Genomic DNA, 15,636 nt, shown 5'->3' with positions numbered 1-15,636 from the left:
CACGCTAGATCGATTACGCCGCTGCGCCGTCCGCCCGGCGGGTGAGCGGGCGGGTCCACCTCGCGGAGGACGCCGTCACCCGCCGGGGCGGACCACCCCGTTCTCGTACGCGAACACCACGGCCTGCACCCGGTCGCGCAGGCCGAGCTTGGCCAGTACCCGACTCACGTGCGTCTTCACCGTCGCCTCGCCCAGGTGGATGGCCACGGCGATCTCCGCGTTGCTCGACCCTGCGGCGAGCAGCATCAGCACCTCCCGTTCGCGCGGGGTCAGCTCGGCCAGCGCGGCATCGGCGTCCGGGCCCCGGTGGGCGGTGCCCGCCGGGTCGCCGGGTCGGGCGAAGGTGGAGATCACCCGGCGGGTGATCTCCGGGGCGAGCAGACCGTCGCCCCTGGCCAGCACCCGGATCGCCTCGACCAGTTCCTCCGGCGTGCCGTTCTTGAGCAGAAAGCCGCTGGCCCCGGCCCGCAGCGCGGCGAACAGGTAGTCGTCGCGGTCGAAAGTGGTGAGGATCAGCACCGCGGGCGCCCCGAAGCCGTCGGCGACGATCTGCCGGGTGGCCTCCAGGCCGTCCATCCCGGGCATCTCCACATCCATGAGTACGACGTCGGGGCGGGTGGCTCGGGTCATGGTGACGGCCCGTTCGCCGTCGGCGGCCTCACCGACCACCTCGATGTCGTCCTCCACCTCGAGGATGACCCGGAAGCCGGTACGGACGAGGTGCTGGTCGTCGGCGAGCAGCACTCGCACCGTCGGCCCGCTGTCGGGTGCCTGCTGGGCTGCCGCGCTCATGCCGTCGGCTCCGCGCCGGCTGCCGCCTGCTGCCTGTCGCTCGGCTCCCGCTGTGGGCCCACCGGCCGATCCGCCGACGCCGCCAGGGGGAAGCGGGCGCGTACCCGCCAGCCGCCGCCGGCCCGCGGCCCGGCCTCCAGGTCGCCGTCGTGGGCGGTGACCCGTTCGCGCATGCCGATCAGACCCAACCCGACGGTGTTCGCCCGGCCGCCGCCCCGCCCGTCGTCGGTCACGTCGACCTCCACCTCCCGGGCCAGGTAGCGGACCCGCACGTCGAGCAGGGCCGCCTCGGCGTGCTTCAGGGTGTTGGTCACCGCCTCCTGCGTCACCCGGTAGGCCGTCTGGGAGACCGATTCGGGCAACGCGACCGGGTCGCCGTACACCCCGAGGGTTGCCGTCAGCCCGGCGGCCCGAGCCCGCTCGACCAGCTCGTCGATCCGTTCGACGCCGCCGGCCGTCGGCGGCGCGGCGTCGGTGCCGGCGGAGGTCCGCAGCACGCCGAGCATCCGACGCAGCTCGTCGACGGCGGTGCGTGCGCTCTGCTCGATGGCGGTCAGCGCCGCGCGGGCCTTACCAGGGTCGCGGTCGAACACCCGGCGGCAGGCGGACGCCTGTACGCCCATCACCGACACGTGGTGAGCGACCACGTCGTGCAGCTCGCGGGCGATCCGGACCCGTTCGCCGAGCACTGCCCGTTCCCGGGCCTCGGCCTGCGACCGGCGCAGGTCCTCGGCCTGGGCGCGCAGCTCGTGCTCGCGGCGCGCGGCCACCCACGCGGTCTCGCCGAAGAAGTACGCGAAACCGAAGACCAGCACGTTGAGCAGGACACCGTTGACCATCGCGGCGAGTACCGGGGGCACCGGCCCGACCGCGTCGGCGAAGGTGTCCGCCGGGATGTGGTCGATCATCACCGCGTAGTAGATCCCGAGCCAGGCGAACATCGTGGCGATCACGCCGATCCGCAGCCGGCGGGAAAGCTGGCGGTCCTGCCCCCAGGCGCCGACGGTGTAGAGGGCGCAGAACAGGGCCCAGGAGGAGAACTGGCTCTCCGGGGCCGAGCGCGCCTGCGCGGCGATGAACGCCACCGCGACGACCAGCACTGTCGCGGTCGGCCAGCGTCGTCGCCAGATCAGCGGGAGGGTCACCGCGACGGTCCAGAACAGCTGCTCCGGCCCGGACGGCGGTGGGCCCAGCAGGAACGCGCCGGTGCTGCGGGCCAGGGTCAGACTGACCAACGCCAGCCCGGTCATCCCCAGGCCGATCCAGAGGTCGTTCCGGCGCTGCTCCGCCGTTGGACCCGGACGACGCCATTCCTCTCGCGGTGCCACGCTCATCCGGGAACGATGCCACGCCGCCCACCAGGCCCGCCGACCGGGCGGGCGGCGGCCCGGCGCGGGGTACGCGCCGGGCCGCCGTCTCTGGTGTCGCTCACGCGGTCGTTTGCTGGCGGGTCTTCCGGGCCGTGTCGATCAGGTCCCAGACCACGATCGCGGCCGCGCCCACAGCGATGGCAAGGCCGAGGCCGTCCCGGTTGTCGGCCTCCGCCACCCAGCTCAGGCGCTCGGCCAGGGCCGGGTTGAGCAGTTGGTCGGAGAGCGCGAGCCAGGCCAGCGGCACCGCGAACGCCAGGTCGAGCAGCGCCTTCGTGCCGAACAGGGCCCAGGTCCAGCGGTCGATCCGGTACTTCACGACCTCGAAGACGACACTGAGTGCCAGCACCCCGATCAGCGCCGGCAGCCAGAACGACCACAGAGCCGGGTCGAGGATCGGAATGTTCTCGCCGTCGGTGCCGCGCACCCAGGAGTGGTAGTGCTGAAGCGGCAGGTACGCGATGGTCAGCACCAGCATGATCACCGATGCGATGGTGTCGGCGAGGGGGATGCCTCGTCGCACCGGTGCGACGGGCAGCTGGTCGACCGTCCACTCCGGGAGGTCCACGGCCGTCTGGGTGCGCTCGATGATGGCGAAGGTCAGTGTGAGCCAGAAGGCGATCTGCACTGCCACCTGTATGGCCGCGACGATGCCGGGCCCGATGGCGCCGAAACCCTCTCCCTCGGCCGCCTCGACCACTGTGACGATCGTGCCGACGAGCGCCGGGACGAAGCTGAGCAGCAGCTTCAGCAGTCGCAGCCAGAGCAGGTAGTAGGTCGGGCCGATGAGCTGCAACCTGCGGTCGGCGTACCGGGCGGCCAGCACGTCCGGGTTGCCCAGCTCGGTGAGCACCTCCCGCTCGGCCACAGTCGGGTCCGTGCCGCCGTCGGTGCGGGCGTCGATCATGTCGTCGATGGAGGCCCGCAGCTCGGTGGCGATCTCGTCGCGGCGCTGGGTGGGCACCGATCGCAGGGTGGCGGCGAGGTAGCGGTCGGTCAGGGTGTTCATCGGTCCACTCCTTGGATCAGCCCGGTGATGGAGGTCTGCACGGCGGCGAGGTCGGCGAGGAGCCGGTTCAACATCGACTCGCCCTCGTCGCTGGTCCGGTAGAACTTGCGCGGTCGGCTCTCGTCGGTGTTCCACTCGCTGGTCAGCAGCCCCTGGTCCTCCAGGCGGCGCAGCAGCGGGTAGAGGGTGTTGGCGTCGACCGGGAAACCGTGGTCGCTGAGCCGTTGCAGCAGTGCGTAGCCGTAGTCCGGTCGGCGTAGCGCGACCAGGCTGGCCACCACGACGGTGCCTCGACGCAACTCCTGTAGGTGCGTCCGTAGAACGTCCTCGCTAACCATGTGTCACACCATACTGTGTGCCACACAGTGTTGTCCACCAGACATCATCGTGTCCGCCCAACCTCCGCTTCGAGCCGATACGACGTGCGGGGAGCCCGGTCGACACCGGACGCCCCGCACCTGGGAAAACTCAGCAGGACACACCCTGGCGGAAGTTCCGCTCGACGAAGCTGGCCGGGCCGACCTGGAAGTAGCCCACCCCCGGCCGGATCGGGTGGCCGGTGAACAGCTCCACCCGCGACCCCACCCGGACCAGGTACGCCTCGGCGTCTCCCGCGTCGTTGCGGATCAGCGAACCCCGCCAGCCGTAGATCGCCTCCAGCTCGTCGAAGGACATGCCGACAGTGGCGCCGGCGGGGGACCGCGGCGGCGCGGTGGCCGTACCGACCTCCACCAGTCGCCCGTCGCGGAAGGCCAGCAGGATCACGCCCGCCCAGGAACCGGTCGCGCCGGCGTGCACAACCCCGCCGCAGGTCGGCACGGTCCAGTCGAGGTGCCCGTTGGTGGTGAGCGACGCCAGGCTGGCGCCGATGCGGTACACGCCGACGCCACGAACGCTGAGCACCTGCGGGTGGCTGTGCCCGGGGGCGACGGCGAGCGGACCGCGGGCCGAGGCGGGCGCGGTGCCGCCGGCCTGGGGCGCTGCTGCCGCCGGGCCGGCCACGGTCGCCGGGACGAGCGTGCCGAGCGCCAATGCGGCGGTGGTGAGGAGGATCGCGGGACGGTTCATCGTGACTCCTTCGGTGATGGGTCTCCTGCCCTCTTAGTCACCGCGCCAGGGCCAACGGTTCGTCGGGATTCCGACGGGCCGGGTCTACTGTGCAGAGAAACGCCGACCGACCGTGCTGGCCGGGGGTGACATGGTGACGGCTCCACTGCGGATCGGGCCCTACGCCGTCGAGCGACTGCTCGGCGTCGGTTCGTTCGCGATGGTCTGGCTGGGCTACGACCGGGCGCTCGACGCGCACGTGGCGATCAAGGTGCTGGCCGAGAACTGGAGCCACGACCTACGGGTGCGGGAACGCTTCCTCGACGAGGCCCGGCTGCTCCGCCGGCTGGAGCACGAGCGGCTGATCCGGGTGCACGCCGTCGGTGAGCTGCCCGACGGCCGCCCGTACGCGGTCCTGGCCTGGGCGGACGGGGGCAGCCTGCGGGACCGGCTGGGCGCTGGTGAGATCCCCGCGCCGACGGCGTTGCGGCTGCTCGGCGAGGTCTGCGCCGGGGTCGCCGTGCTGCACCGCCACGGCGTCGTGCACCGTGATCTCACCCCGGGCAACATCCTGTTCCGCTCCGCCGGCCCCGGCGGCGGGGAACAGGTGCTGATCGCCGACCTCGGCCTCGCCAAGGCGCTCGCCGCCGCCTCCGGACTGACCGCCCGGGCCGGCACCCCGGGCTACATGGCCCCCGAGCAGGACGATCCGGGTGCGGTGGTCGACACCCGCGCGGACGTGTACGGGCTCGGCCGGCTCGGCATCCGGCTGCTGGCCGCCGAGCCGTCGGGCGCGAACCCGACCAGACCCGACCAGCCTCGGCGCGCCCCGGAGATTCGCCTACGGGACGACGTGCCTGCGGCGGTCGCGGCGGTGCTCGCCCGGGCCACCGCCCACCGTCCGGCCGATCGCTACCCGGACGCCGCTACCCTGCACGCCGCGCTGATCCGCGCGAGCGGCCCGGCGGGTCGGCCGATCGCGGCGACCGGTGGGACCGGCCCGGCGGGTCGGCCGATCGCGGCGACCCGCGCCAGCGGCACCGCTGCGGTGAGCGGTCCGGTGCGGCGACAGCCGCCACCACGGCCGGGAGCCCGCCGCCGGTACCGGTTGCGGTTTGCCGGGGCCGCGGTCGTGGCCATCGCCGCGGCCGGTGCGGTGGGTCCCGAGCCGGGTGGCTCCGGGTCGGGTCGGCCGGTCGGCGGCACGTACACGACAGGGCCGTTGACAGTGGCGTTGCCGCCCGCCTGGTCCGCCACTGGTGCCACCTGGGCCGGTCAGTACGGTGCCGACGGCGAACCCGAACCGGCGCTGGTGATGTCGCCGCAACCCCGCCGGTGGGCCGCCGACCCTCGCCTGCCCGGCGCGTTCGTGGGTCTCTCCGCCAGCACGGCGGCCCGTGCCACGCCCGCCGGGTTCCTGGCCGAGCGCACGCACGGCGCCTGCACGCCCGCGCCGGCCCGGGTCACCCGGCAGGCGGGCGTCGAGTGGACGGTGGTGGCGTACCGCTGCGACCGGGGTCGCCCGCAAATCATCGAGTCGGCCGCCCTGCACCCCGGCCGGCCCGCCCTGGTGTACGCGCAGATCGTCCCGCCAGCGGACAGCGGGCCCGCCTTCGTGGACACCCTGCTCGCCGGCGTACGCCTGCGGTAGGTGCGGCCCAACCCGCCCTAGCGGACCACAACGGTGATGGTGTGCTCCCGGCCATCCTTGGGGATCGTCACGGCGACGGTGCCGGGGCGGACGAAGCGGATGTCCACCACGCCCGCCTCGTACTGTTGAGAGACGAGCTCCGGGCGGTCCACGGTGACCAGCCCCGGCCCGATGCCCTGGATGCGCAGCACCGCACCGGTGGCGAAGCAGAGCGATTTGAGCAGCTCGATCTCGGTCTCGGCGAGCGGCAGGTCGTAGCGCACCGCGCCCTGACAGGCCGGCGTCGCGTCGGTCGCTGGGGGAGTCGTTCGGGGCGTACCCCTTGTTCTGGTGGGTGCGGGCGGTGGCGCGGCCGGGCGCGCGCTGGTCGGCGGCGGTCGGGACGGCGACCCGGTGGGCGTGGGAATCGTGGAGATCGTGGAGGGTGTCGGCGTCGCACCGGTCGGGCCGGGCGGTTGGACGGGCAGGGGCGAGACGGCGTCGGCGCCGCAGGCGGCGACCCCCACGGTGGCCGCGAGGACGACGACGACCCGGCGGATCGACCTGCGGCTCACTCGGCGCCGAGCCGTTGCCGGACCTGCCGCCGGGCCAGGTGCAACCGGGACTTCACAGTGCCCAACGGCACGTCGAGCAGGGCGGCGATCTCCGGGTAGCTCAGCCCCAGGACGTCGCGCAGGGCGACCACCTCGGCGAGGTCGGGGTGAACCGAGTCGAAGGCGTCGAGCAAATCGAGGCGGGTGCCCGCGACCACGCTGGTCCGTCGCGGGTCGGCCTGGTCGGGCAGCGGTACGCCCTCGGCCTCCAGCCGGCAGCGGCGGCGCAGCGTGCGGTACGTGGAGCGGGCCCGGTTGGCGGTCAACCGGTGCAGCCAGGTGCGGAACGAGGAGCGCCCCTCGAACCGGGTGATGCCGCCGGCCAGCGCCAGCAGGGTGTCCTGGCAGGCCTCTTCGGCGTCCTCCCGGCTCGGCAGGAAGCGGGCGCACAGCCGCAGCACCTCCGGGCGCACCGCGACCAGCAGGGCGTTCAGCGCGGCCGGGTCGCCGTGCGCGGCGGACCGGGCCAGGGCGTCGATGTCGTCCGCGTCGGGCATGCCGGATGTCCAATGCTCGCCGGTGCCGATCCCTGAGCGTACGACCGGTGCCGCCGCGATGGCCCGTAGCGTCCGGCACCCGACGCGAAACCGGGGCGCTACTCGAAGCGGGACACGTCTCCGGCGCCCCTGCGTAGGATCTCCGGCTCGGGCCCGGACAGGTCGATCACGGTCGTCGGCTCCTTGCCGCAGTCGCCGGCGTCGAGCACCGCGTCGAGCTGGTGGTCGAGCCGTTCCTTGATCTCCCAGCCCTGGGTCATCGGCTCCTCGTCGCCGGGCAGGACCAGCGTGCTGGAGACCAGCGGCTCGCCCAGCTCGGCCAGCAGCGCCTGGGTGACGGTGTGCCGGGGCACCCGCACGCCGACGGTCCGCTTCTTCGGGTGCAGCATCCGGCGGGGCACCTCCCGGGTGGCCGGCAGGATGAACGTGTAGCTGCCCGGGGTGGACGCCTTCACCAGGCGAAAGACCGAGTTGCTGATCTGCACGAACTGACCGAGCTGGGCGAAGTCGTGGCAGACCAGCGTGAAGTGGTGCCGATCATCGAGGTGTCGGATCTGCCGGATCCGGTCCAGCCCGTCCTGGTTGCCCAGTTGGGTGCCGAGCGCGTAGCAGGAGTCCGTCGGGTAGGCGACCAGCCCACCGCCGCGGATCAGGTCGGCGACCTGCCCGATGACCCGGGGCTGTGGGTTCTCCGGGTGTACGTCGTAGTACCTCGCCATCCTCCGAGACTAGGCGCACCCGGGGGCGATCAGGAGACGAGGGCCACCCTCGGCGCGGACGGTGGAGCCGCCGAGATCACCTCGGTAGGGTAGGTCCCGGTCGGCTCCGACCAACAAGATCCACACCGCCGGGGGGCGCCACGCATGGCTGATTCGTTCGCGCATCTGCACGTGCACACCGAGTACTCGATGCTCGACGGAGCGGCCCGACTGAAGGACCTGTTCGCCGAGGCCAAGCGGCTGGGCATGCCCGCTGTGGCGATCACCGACCACGGCAACATGCACGGCGCGAACGACTTCTACAACCAGGCGATGGCCGCCGGGATCACCCCGATCCTGGGCGTCGAGGCGTACGTGGCGCCGGAGTCGCGCTATCACAAGGCGCGGGTCAAGTGGGGTCGCCCGGAGCAGAAGAGCGACGACATCTCCGGTAACGGCGCGATCACCCACAAGACCATGTGGGCGAAGAACGCGCAGGGCCTGAAGAACCTGTTCACCCTCAACTCGCGCGCCTCCATGGAGGGGCACTACGTCAAGTGGCCCCGGATGGACATGGAGCTGATCGCCGAGCACGCCGAGGGGATCATGGCGACCACCGGCTGCCCGTCCGGCGCGGTGCAGACCCGGCTGCGGCTGGGCCAGTTCGACGAGGCCCTCAAGGTCGCCGCCAGCTACCAGGACATCTTCGGCAAGGACAACTACTTCCTGGAGATCATGGATCACGGCCTCTCCATCGAGAGCCGGGTCCGCGAGGGGCTCACCGAGATCGCCCGCAAGCTGGACATCCCGCCGGTGGTCACTAACGACTCCCACTACACCCACGAGGCGCAGGCCACCGCCCACGACGTGCTGCTCTGCGTGCAGACCGGCAGCAACATCGACGATCCCAACCGGTTCCGGTTCGAGGGCGGCGGCTACTTCATCAAGAGCGCCGACCAGATGCGCGCTGTGGACTCGTCCGAGCTGTGGCAGGAGGGCTGCCGCAACACCCTGCTGGTGGCCGAGAAGGTCGACCCGAAGGGCATGTTCGAGTTCCACAACCTGATGCCGCGCTTCCCGGTGCCCGCGGGGGAGACCGAGGAATCCTGGTTCCGCAAGGAGACCTTCGCCGGCCTGGCCCGCCGCTATCCGAACGGCATCCCCGAGGGGCACGTCGTCCAGGCCGAGTACGAGCTGGGCGTCATCAACCAGATGGGTTTCCCGTCCTACTTCCTCGTGGTGGCCGACTTCATCCAGTGGGCGAAGAACCAGGGCATCGCTGTGGGTCCGGGCCGTGGTTCGGCCGCCGGGTCGCTCGTCGCGTACGCGCTGGGCATCACCGACCTGGACCCGATCCAGCACGGGCTGATCTTCGAGCGGTTCCTCAACCCTGAGCGGGTCTCGATGCCGGATGTCGACATCGACTTCGACGAGCGCCGGCGCGGCGAGGTGATCAAGTACGTCACCGACAAGTGGGGCGACGACAAGGTCGCCCAGATCGCCACCTTCGGCACGATCAAGGCGAAGGCCGCGATCAAGGACTCGGCCCGGGTCCTCGGCTTCCCGTACGCTGTCGGCGACCGGATCACCAAGGCCATGCCACCGGCGGTGATGGGCAAGGACATCCCGCTCACCGGCATCTTCGACAACAAGCACCCCCGCTACGCCGAGGCGGGCGAGATCCGCGGCCTGTACGACTCCGACCCGGACGTCCGCAAGGTGATCGACACGGCCAAGGGCATCGAGGGGCTGATCCGGCAGACCGGTGTGCACGCCGCCGGCGTCATCATGTCCGCCGAGCCGATCATCGAGCACATCCCGTTGACGCGCCGTGACGCCGACGGGGCGATCATCACGCAGTTCGACTACCCGACCTGCGAGTCGCTCGGGCTGCTGAAGATGGACTTCCTCGGCCTGCGCAACCTGACGATCATCGACGACGCGGTCAAGAACATCGAGCTGAACCACGGCCTGAAGCTCGACCTGCTGGGCCTGCCGCTGGACGACAAGGCCGCGTACGAGCTGCTGGCCCGCGGTGACACCCTGGGCGTGTTCCAGCTCGACGGTGGGCCGATGCGGTCGCTGCTGCGGTTGATGAAGCCGGACAACTTCGAGGACATCTCCGCCGTCCTGGCCCTGTACCGACCCGGCCCGATGGGCGTCGACTCGCACACCAACTACGCGCTGCGCAAGAACGGCCTCCAGGAGATCACGCCGATCCACCCGGAGCTGGAGGAGCCGCTGCGGGAGATCCTGGCGCCCACCCACGGTCTGATCGTCTACCAGGAGCAGGTGCAGCGCGCCGCGCAGATCCTCGCCGGCTACACCCTCGGTCAGGCGGACCTGCTGCGCCGGGCCATGGGTAAGAAGAAGAAGGAGATCCTCGACAAGGAGTTCATCCCGTTCCGGGACGGCTGCCGCGAGCGCGGCTACTCCGACGAGGCGATCCAGGCGGTGTGGGACGTCCTGGTGCCGTTCGCCGGGTACGCCTTCAACAAGGCGCACTCTGCCGCGTACGGCCTGGTCTCCTACTGGACCGCGTACCTGAAGGCGCACTACCCGGCCGAGTACATGGCCGGGTTGCTGACCAGCGTCGGCGACGACAAGGACAAGATGGCGCTCTACCTGGCCGAGTGTCGCCGGATGCGCATCCAGGTGCTGCCGCCGGACGTGAACACCTCGGCCGGGCCGTTCACCCCGGTCGGCAAGGACATCCGCTTCGGCCTCGCCGCCGTCCGTAACGTCGGGGCGAACGTGGTCGCGTCGATCATGCGCTGCCGGGAGGAGAAGGGCGAGTACGCCGACTTCTACGACTTCCTGTCCAAGGTGGACGCTGTGGTCTGCAACAAGAAGACCATCGAATCGCTGATCAAGGCGGGCGCTTTCGACTCCCTCGACCACCCCCGCAAGGGCCTGCTCGCGGTGCACGCCGACGCGATCGACGCGTACGCCGACGTCAAGCGCAAGGAGGCCGTCGGCCAGTACGACCTGTTCGGCGCCGGCTTCGGTGACGCCGACACCGGCAGCACCACTGTGATGCCGACCATCGGCGACAGCGAGTGGGACAAGCGCGACAAGCTGGCCTTCGAGCGGGAGATGCTCGGTCTGTACGTCTCCGACCACCCGCTGTTCGGCCTGGAGCACATCCTCAACGCGGCAGCCGACACCACCATCGCCTCCCTGGCCGAGGAGGGCGCGGTGCCCGACGGGGCCGTCGTCACCCTCGCCGGCATCCTCTCCGGGGTGCAGCGCCGGGTCACCAAGCAGGGCCGGGCCTGGGCGTCGGCCACCCTGGAGGACCTGGCCGGTGGGGTGGAGACGCTGTTCTTCCCGAACACGTACGAGGTGATCGGGCAGTACATCGCCGAGGACGCCATCGTGGTGGTCAAGGGTCGGGTGGACCGCCGCGACGACACCCCACGGATCATGGCAATGGACATGTCCATGCCGGACGTCAGCACCAGCGCCACCAACAAGCCGGTCACCCTCACCATCCCTGTGCACCGCTGCACCCCACCGCTGGTGGAGAAACTCAAGGAGACCCTGGTGCTGCACCCCGGCGACACCGAGGTGCACGTCAAACTCCAGAACGGCGGGCGCACCACCACCCTGCGGCTGGGCCCGTTCCGGGTGGCGGCGACGACCGCGCTGATGGGTGACCTCAAGAGCGTCCTCGGCCCGGCCAACGTGAGCTGAGCCGGCCTCGGTCCGGCCGGCGTGCGCCGGCCGGACCGCCGGGCTCAGACCCGCTCGGGGGCGCTGATCTCGCGCAGTTGGCCGTCGGCCAACCGCAACCAACGCTGCACGCCGATCTCGGCGAGGAACCGTTCGTCGTGGCTGACCACCACGAACGCCCCCTGGTACGCCGACAGCGCGCTCTCCAACTGACCCACGCTGACCAGGTCCAGGTTGTTTGTCGGCTCGTCGAGCAGCAGCAGTTGCGGCGCCGGCTCGGCGCAGAGCACACAGGCGAGGGTGGCGCGCAACCGTTCACCGCCGGAGAGCACCCCGACCGGCAGGTTCACCCGGGCACCCCGGAACAGGAACCGGGCGAGCAGGTTCATCCGCTTGGCGTCCGGCAGGCTCGGCGCGTACGCGGCGAAGTTCTCCGCCACCGTACGGTCGAGGTCCAGCAGGTCCAGCCGCTGCGACAGGTACGCGATCCGCCCCTCGCCGCGCTTCAGCTCACCGCCGGACGGTTGCAGGTCACCGTTGACCAGGCGCAGCAGGGTCGACTTGCCGACGCCGTTCGCCCCGGTCAGGGCGATCCGTTCCGGTCCCCGGATCACCAGGTCGGCGCCGTCGCCGCCGAACAGCTCCCGGTCGTCGAAGTGGGCCCGCATCCCGTGGCCGGAGAAGACCGTGCGCCCGCCCGGGACGGTGGTGTCGGGCAGGTCCACGACGATCCGGTCCTCGTCGCGTACCGCCCGGCCGGCCTCGTCGAGTCGGGCCTTGGCCTGACCGAGCCGGGACGAGTGTGTTTCCTGCGCCTTGCCCGCCGACTCCTGCGCGCTGCGCTTGAGCCCACCGGCGACGATCCGGGCCAGGCCGGCGTTCTTCAGGTTCTTCGAGGCGTTGCTGGCCCGCCGGTCGGCCCGCTCCCGGGCCTGCTGCATCTCCCGCTTCTCCCGCTTGACCTCCTGCTCGGCGTTGCGCAGGTTGCTCTCGGCCACCTCCCGCGCCGCCTGCACCGCCTCGGTGTACGCGGTGAAGTTGCCCCCGTACCAGCGGATCTCGCCCTGGTCCAGTTCGGCGATGCGGTCCATCCGGTCCAGCAGTTCCCGGTCGTGGCTGACCAGCAGCAGGCACCCGGACCACTCGGTGAGGACGTCGTAGAGCTTGTGCCGGGCCTCCAGGTCCAGGTTGTTGGTCGGCTCGTCGAGCAGCAGCACGTCCGGGCGGCGCAGCAGTTGCGCCGCCAGGCCGAGGGAGACCACCTGGCCGCCGCTGAGGGTGTGCAGCCGGCGGTCGAGCGACAGCTCACCCAGGCCGAGCCGGTCCAGCTCCGAGCGGGTGCGCTCCTCGATGTCCCAGTCGTCGCCGATGGTGGCGAAGTGCTCCTCGCTGGCGTCGCCGGCCTCGATGGCGTGCAGCGCCGCGATCCGCTCGGCCACGCCCAGCACCTGCGCGACGCTCAGGTCGCCGACCAGCGGCAGTGTCTGCGGGAGGTAGCCGAGCACACCGTCGACGGTGACGCTGCCGCCGCTGGGTCGCAGCTCCCCGGCGATCAGCCGCAGCAGGGTGCTCTTGCCGGCGCCGTTGGGCGCGACCAGCCCGGTGCGACCGCCGGGAACGGTGAAGGACAGCTCGGAGAAGACCGGGGTGTCGTCCGGCCAGGAGAAGGACAGGTTCGAGCAGACGATGAACGCATCAGACATGCGAGTGACCTCAAGGGGTGGGGTGGGCGCGCCGAAGCCGCCCGACGACACGGGGACCGGTGGAACGACGGCATGGCCACGGCGGCTGCGCGGACGCGCGCCGAACCGGTGGCCGAACATGTCCGGTCTCACCCGGAGATGTCGTCGTCACCCGCCATGTCTGGTCTCCCTGGTCGTACCGCTAACCCAACGCGCCGAGTCTAACAACGGATCTCCGCCCCGCCACCGAGTTCCCGGCCTGCCACCGCTTCGCAGTACCGGGCAGCCACACTCGCCCCGCTCAGCGGGGCCGGTATTCGACCTCGGGGCGGCCGGGGGTGCCGTAGCGGGGGGTGCGGGCGGCCCTGTCGATGGTCACCAGATATTCCAGGTAGCGGCGGGCGGTCACCCGGGAGATGCCGGTCAGCGCGCTCACCTCGGTCGCGGACAGCCCGACCGCCGCGCGGGTGCCGTCGGTGAGCGCGGCGCGTACCCGATCGAGGGTCTGCGCGTCGAGCCCCTTGGGCAGGCTGTGCCCGGCGGTGCCGCGCAGGGTGGCGAACATCTGGTCCACCTCGTGCTGGGCGGCGACCTCGCCGTCGGCGAGCGCCTGCGCGCGGTAGTCGGCGTACCGCTCCAACTTGTCGCGGAACGCGGCGAACGTGAACGGCTTGAGCAGGTAGTGGGTCACCCCGAGGGACACCGCTGTGCGCACCACCGCCAGGTCCCGCGCGGACGTCACCGCGAGCACGTCGACGCTGCTGCCGGCCGCGCGCAGCGCCCGGCAGACGTCCAGGCCGTGCAGGTCGGGCAGCCGAAAATCAAGGAGTACGAGGTCCACGTCGCCGCCGCCGCCCGCGCGCAGGGCCGCCATCGCCGCCCGCGCGGTGTGCGCCACCCCGACCACCACGAAACCGGGAACCCGTTCGGTGTACGCGCTGTGCGCCTCGGCCAGCAGCGGCTCGTCCTCGACGACCAGCACCCGGATGGCGGTCATGACCGCTCGATCCTGCTCGGCAGCCGGACGGTGAACAGGCTGCCGCCGTCGTCGGAGCGACAGACCTCGGCGCTGCCGCCGTGCCGGCGCACCACCTGCCCGACCAGCGCCAGGCCGAGGCCCCGGCCGGTGCTCTTGGTGGACCAGCCGCGCCGGAACGCGTCGGCGACCCGCTCCGGTGCCAGACCGGGGCCGCTGTCGGCCACCCGGACCACCAGCTCGTCGTCAATCGCGCCGACGAAGACCCGCACCCGGCGCGGCGCGGGCGTACCGGCCACCGCCTCGAGGGCGTTGTCGACCAGGTTGCCGACGACTGTGAGCAGGTCACCGGTCGGCAGCGGACTGTCGTCGAGGCGGCAGTCCGGCTCGATGACCAGATCCACCCCGCGCTCGCCGGCCTGTGCGGACTTGCCGAGCAGCAGCGCGGCCAACGCCGGCTCGGTCACCGCGCCGACCACCCGGTCGGTCAGCTGTTGGGCGAGGGCCAGGTCCCGGGTGCCGAGCCGAACGGCCTCGTCGGCGCGGCCCAGCTCCACCAGGGTCAGTACGGTGTGCAGCCGGTTGGCCGACTCGTGGGTCTGCGCCTGCAACGCCTCGGTCAACGCGCGCACCGAATCCAGCTCGCTGGCCAGGGTGCGCAGCTCGGTCTGGTCGCGCAGGGTCAGCACGGTGCCGAGCACCGCGCCCTCGAAGCGGGTGGTCCGCTGGTTGGCGACGAGCACCCGGTCACCGGCGAGGATCGGCTCGTCGCGGGCGTCACGCCCGGAGTCGAGCAGCTCGGCCGCCGCGGGCGGCAGGTCGATCCCGGCCACCGGCTGGTCGATCACCGGCGCGTCCGCGTCGAGCCCCAACAGCCGGCGGCCCTCGTCGTTCACCAGCGCCACCCGACGATCGGTGGTCAGCACGACGAGACCTTCGCGCACCGAGTGCAGAACGGCGTCGTAGTACTCGTACATCCGGGTCATCTGGGCCGGCCCCAGACCGTGCGTCTGGCGACGGAGCCGGCGGCTGAGCAGCCAGGAGCCCGTCGCGGCGAGCGCCAGAGCCGGCGCGACCACACCGAACAGCACCGGCAACTGGCCGAGCAGCTTCTTGTCGATCTCGCGGGTGGTGATGCCCACCGAGACCAGACCGACGAGGCGCCGCTGCTCGTCGTACACCGGAACGACCGCACGCACCGACTCGCCGAGCGTCCCGACGTTGGTGGTGGTGAACGCGCGGCCCGCCAGAGCAGGCCCGATCTCACCGACGAACGGCTTGCCGATCCGGTCCTGCGTCGGGTGCGAGAAACGGGTGCGGTCGGGGGCCATCACCACCACGAAGTCGGTGCCCGTGGCCTTCCGGGTCGACTCGGCGTACGGCTGGAGGACCCTGGCGGGGTCTGCGGTCGTGAGGGCCGCCCGGACGTCGGGGGAGCCGGCCACGGTCTGCGCCACCGCCAGCACCTCCTCCTGCGCGGCCTGGCGGGAGTCGCTGCGGGCCAGCCAGACGGCGCCCGCCGCTCCGGCCAGCACGAGCAGCGTCACCACCATCGCCTGGAGGGCGAAGAGTTGCCCCGCGATGCTCCACTGGCGTCGGGCCACCTCCACCACCTCCCTCGTCGCGCCACCGTTTCTGCCATCGCG

The 15,636-nt window shown here is 71.7% G+C and carries 13 protein-coding genes; 2 read left to right on the top strand and 11 right to left on the bottom strand.

Translation table 11 applies throughout. The features are described 5' to 3' along the window. Positions 1–75 precede the first annotated feature (75 nt). The 5 genes from ACIA47_RS20905 to ACIA47_RS20885 form a co-directional block, all read right to left on the bottom strand. On the bottom strand, positions 76–792 hold the full coding sequence (locus ACIA47_RS20905; protein ID WP_203119134.1) for a response regulator transcription factor: 717 nt from the start codon (positions 790–792) through the stop codon (positions 76–78). After that, positions 789–2,126, bottom strand: coding sequence for a sensor histidine kinase (locus ACIA47_RS20900; RefSeq protein WP_396709963.1), 1,338 nt, complete (start codon positions 2,124–2,126; stop codon positions 789–791). Before ACIA47_RS20900 ends, ACIA47_RS20905 begins: the two co-directional genes overlap by 4 nt. 94 nt (positions 2,127–2,220) lie before the next feature. Then, positions 2,221–3,171: a permease prefix domain 1-containing protein gene (locus ACIA47_RS20895; protein ID WP_203119130.1), complete on the bottom strand. Its 951-nt coding sequence runs from the start codon at positions 3,169–3,171 to the stop codon at positions 2,221–2,223. After that, positions 3,168–3,509: a PadR family transcriptional regulator gene (locus ACIA47_RS20890; RefSeq protein ID WP_203119128.1), complete on the bottom strand. Its 342-nt coding sequence runs from the start codon at positions 3,507–3,509 to the stop codon at positions 3,168–3,170. Before ACIA47_RS20890 ends, ACIA47_RS20895 begins: the two co-directional genes overlap by 4 nt. A gap of 130 nt (positions 3,510–3,639) precedes the next feature. Then, entirely contained in the window at positions 3,640–4,239 is a 600-nt protein-coding gene (locus ACIA47_RS20885; RefSeq protein ID WP_203119126.1) for a hypothetical protein, read from the bottom strand. A 133-nt stretch (positions 4,240–4,372) separates the two neighbouring features. Here ACIA47_RS20885 and ACIA47_RS20880 point away from each other — a divergent pair, with 133 nt between their 5' ends. Next, entirely contained in the window at positions 4,373–5,869 is a 1,497-nt protein-coding gene (locus ACIA47_RS20880; protein ID WP_396709960.1) for a serine/threonine-protein kinase, read from the top strand. A 17-nt stretch (positions 5,870–5,886) separates the two neighbouring features. Here the strand turns inward: ACIA47_RS20880 and ACIA47_RS20875 are convergent, their stop codons facing one another. The 3 genes from ACIA47_RS20875 to ACIA47_RS20865 all read right to left on the bottom strand — a co-directional run bounded on the left by ACIA47_RS20875 (position 5,887) and on the right by ACIA47_RS20865 (position 7,678). Next, positions 5,887–6,423, bottom strand: coding sequence for a hypothetical protein (locus ACIA47_RS20875; protein WP_396709958.1), 537 nt, complete (start codon positions 6,421–6,423; stop codon positions 5,887–5,889). Next, positions 6,420–6,959 carry an RNA polymerase sigma factor gene (locus tag ACIA47_RS20870; protein WP_328655128.1) on the bottom strand — a complete coding sequence of 180 codons (540 nt, stop codon included), beginning with the start codon at positions 6,957–6,959 and terminating at the stop codon, positions 6,420–6,422. Before ACIA47_RS20870 ends, ACIA47_RS20875 begins: the two co-directional genes overlap by 4 nt. Positions 6,960–7,057: 98 nt before the next feature. Further along, entirely contained in the window at positions 7,058–7,678 is a 621-nt protein-coding gene (locus ACIA47_RS20865) for an L-threonylcarbamoyladenylate synthase (RefSeq protein WP_203119122.1), read from the bottom strand. Positions 7,679–7,822: 144 nt separating this feature from the next. Between ACIA47_RS20865 and dnaE the strand changes: the two genes are divergently transcribed. Further along, entirely contained in the window at positions 7,823–11,353 is a 3,531-nt protein-coding gene (gene dnaE, locus ACIA47_RS20860; protein WP_396709956.1) for a DNA polymerase III subunit alpha, read from the top strand. A 44-nt stretch (positions 11,354–11,397) separates the two neighbouring features. Here dnaE and abc-f read toward each other — a convergent pair whose 3' ends face one another. From abc-f to ACIA47_RS20845, 3 genes are all read right to left on the bottom strand, one after another. After that, positions 11,398–13,035, bottom strand: coding sequence for a ribosomal protection-like ABC-F family protein (gene abc-f / locus ACIA47_RS20855; protein WP_112621119.1), 1,638 nt, complete (start codon positions 13,033–13,035; stop codon positions 11,398–11,400). Between the two features lie 280 nt (positions 13,036–13,315). Beyond that, positions 13,316–14,011: a response regulator gene (locus ACIA47_RS20850; RefSeq protein WP_396709953.1), complete on the bottom strand. Its 696-nt coding sequence runs from the start codon at positions 14,009–14,011 to the stop codon at positions 13,316–13,318. Continuing rightward, positions 14,008–15,594, bottom strand: a complete 1,587-nt coding sequence (locus ACIA47_RS20845) for a sensor histidine kinase (RefSeq protein WP_203119114.1) — start codon at positions 15,592–15,594, stop codon at positions 14,008–14,010. The genes ACIA47_RS20850 and ACIA47_RS20845 overlap by 4 nt, the downstream gene beginning before the upstream one ends. Positions 15,595–15,636: the final 42 nt, after the last annotated feature.

This window comes from Micromonospora sp. NPDC051227 (assembly GCF_044455385.1).
Lineage (GTDB): Bacteria > Actinomycetota > Actinomycetes > Mycobacteriales > Micromonosporaceae > Micromonospora.
This window is presented reverse-complemented; position numbering and strand designations above follow the sequence as displayed.

Coding starts and splice junctions, on each gene's coding strand:
- ACIA47_RS20905 (WP_203119134.1), bottom strand. CDS start 792: ATGAGCGCGGCAGCCCAGCAGGCACCCGACAGCGGGCCGACGGTGCGA.
- ACIA47_RS20900 (WP_396709963.1), bottom strand. CDS start 2,126: ATGAGCGTGGCACCGCGAGAGGAATGGCGTCGTCCGGGTCCAACGGCG.
- ACIA47_RS20895 (WP_203119130.1), bottom strand. CDS start 3,171: ATGAACACCCTGACCGACCGCTACCTCGCCGCCACCCTGCGATCGGTG.
- ACIA47_RS20890 (WP_203119128.1), bottom strand. CDS start 3,509: ATGGTTAGCGAGGACGTTCTACGGACGCACCTACAGGAGTTGCGTCGA.
- ACIA47_RS20885 (WP_203119126.1), bottom strand. CDS start 4,239: ATGAACCGTCCCGCGATCCTCCTCACCACCGCCGCATTGGCGCTCGGC.
- ACIA47_RS20870 (WP_328655128.1), bottom strand. CDS start 6,959: ATGCCCGACGCGGACGACATCGACGCCCTGGCCCGGTCCGCCGCGCAC.
- ACIA47_RS20865 (WP_203119122.1), bottom strand. CDS start 7,678: ATGGCGAGGTACTACGACGTACACCCGGAGAACCCACAGCCCCGGGTC.
- dnaE (WP_396709956.1), top strand. CDS start 7,823: ATGGCTGATTCGTTCGCGCATCTGCACGTGCACACCGAGTACTCGATG.
- abc-f (WP_112621119.1), bottom strand. CDS start 13,035: ATGTCTGATGCGTTCATCGTCTGCTCGAACCTGTCCTTCTCCTGGCCG.
- ACIA47_RS20850 (WP_396709953.1), bottom strand. CDS start 14,011: ATGACCGCCATCCGGGTGCTGGTCGTCGAGGACGAGCCGCTGCTGGCC.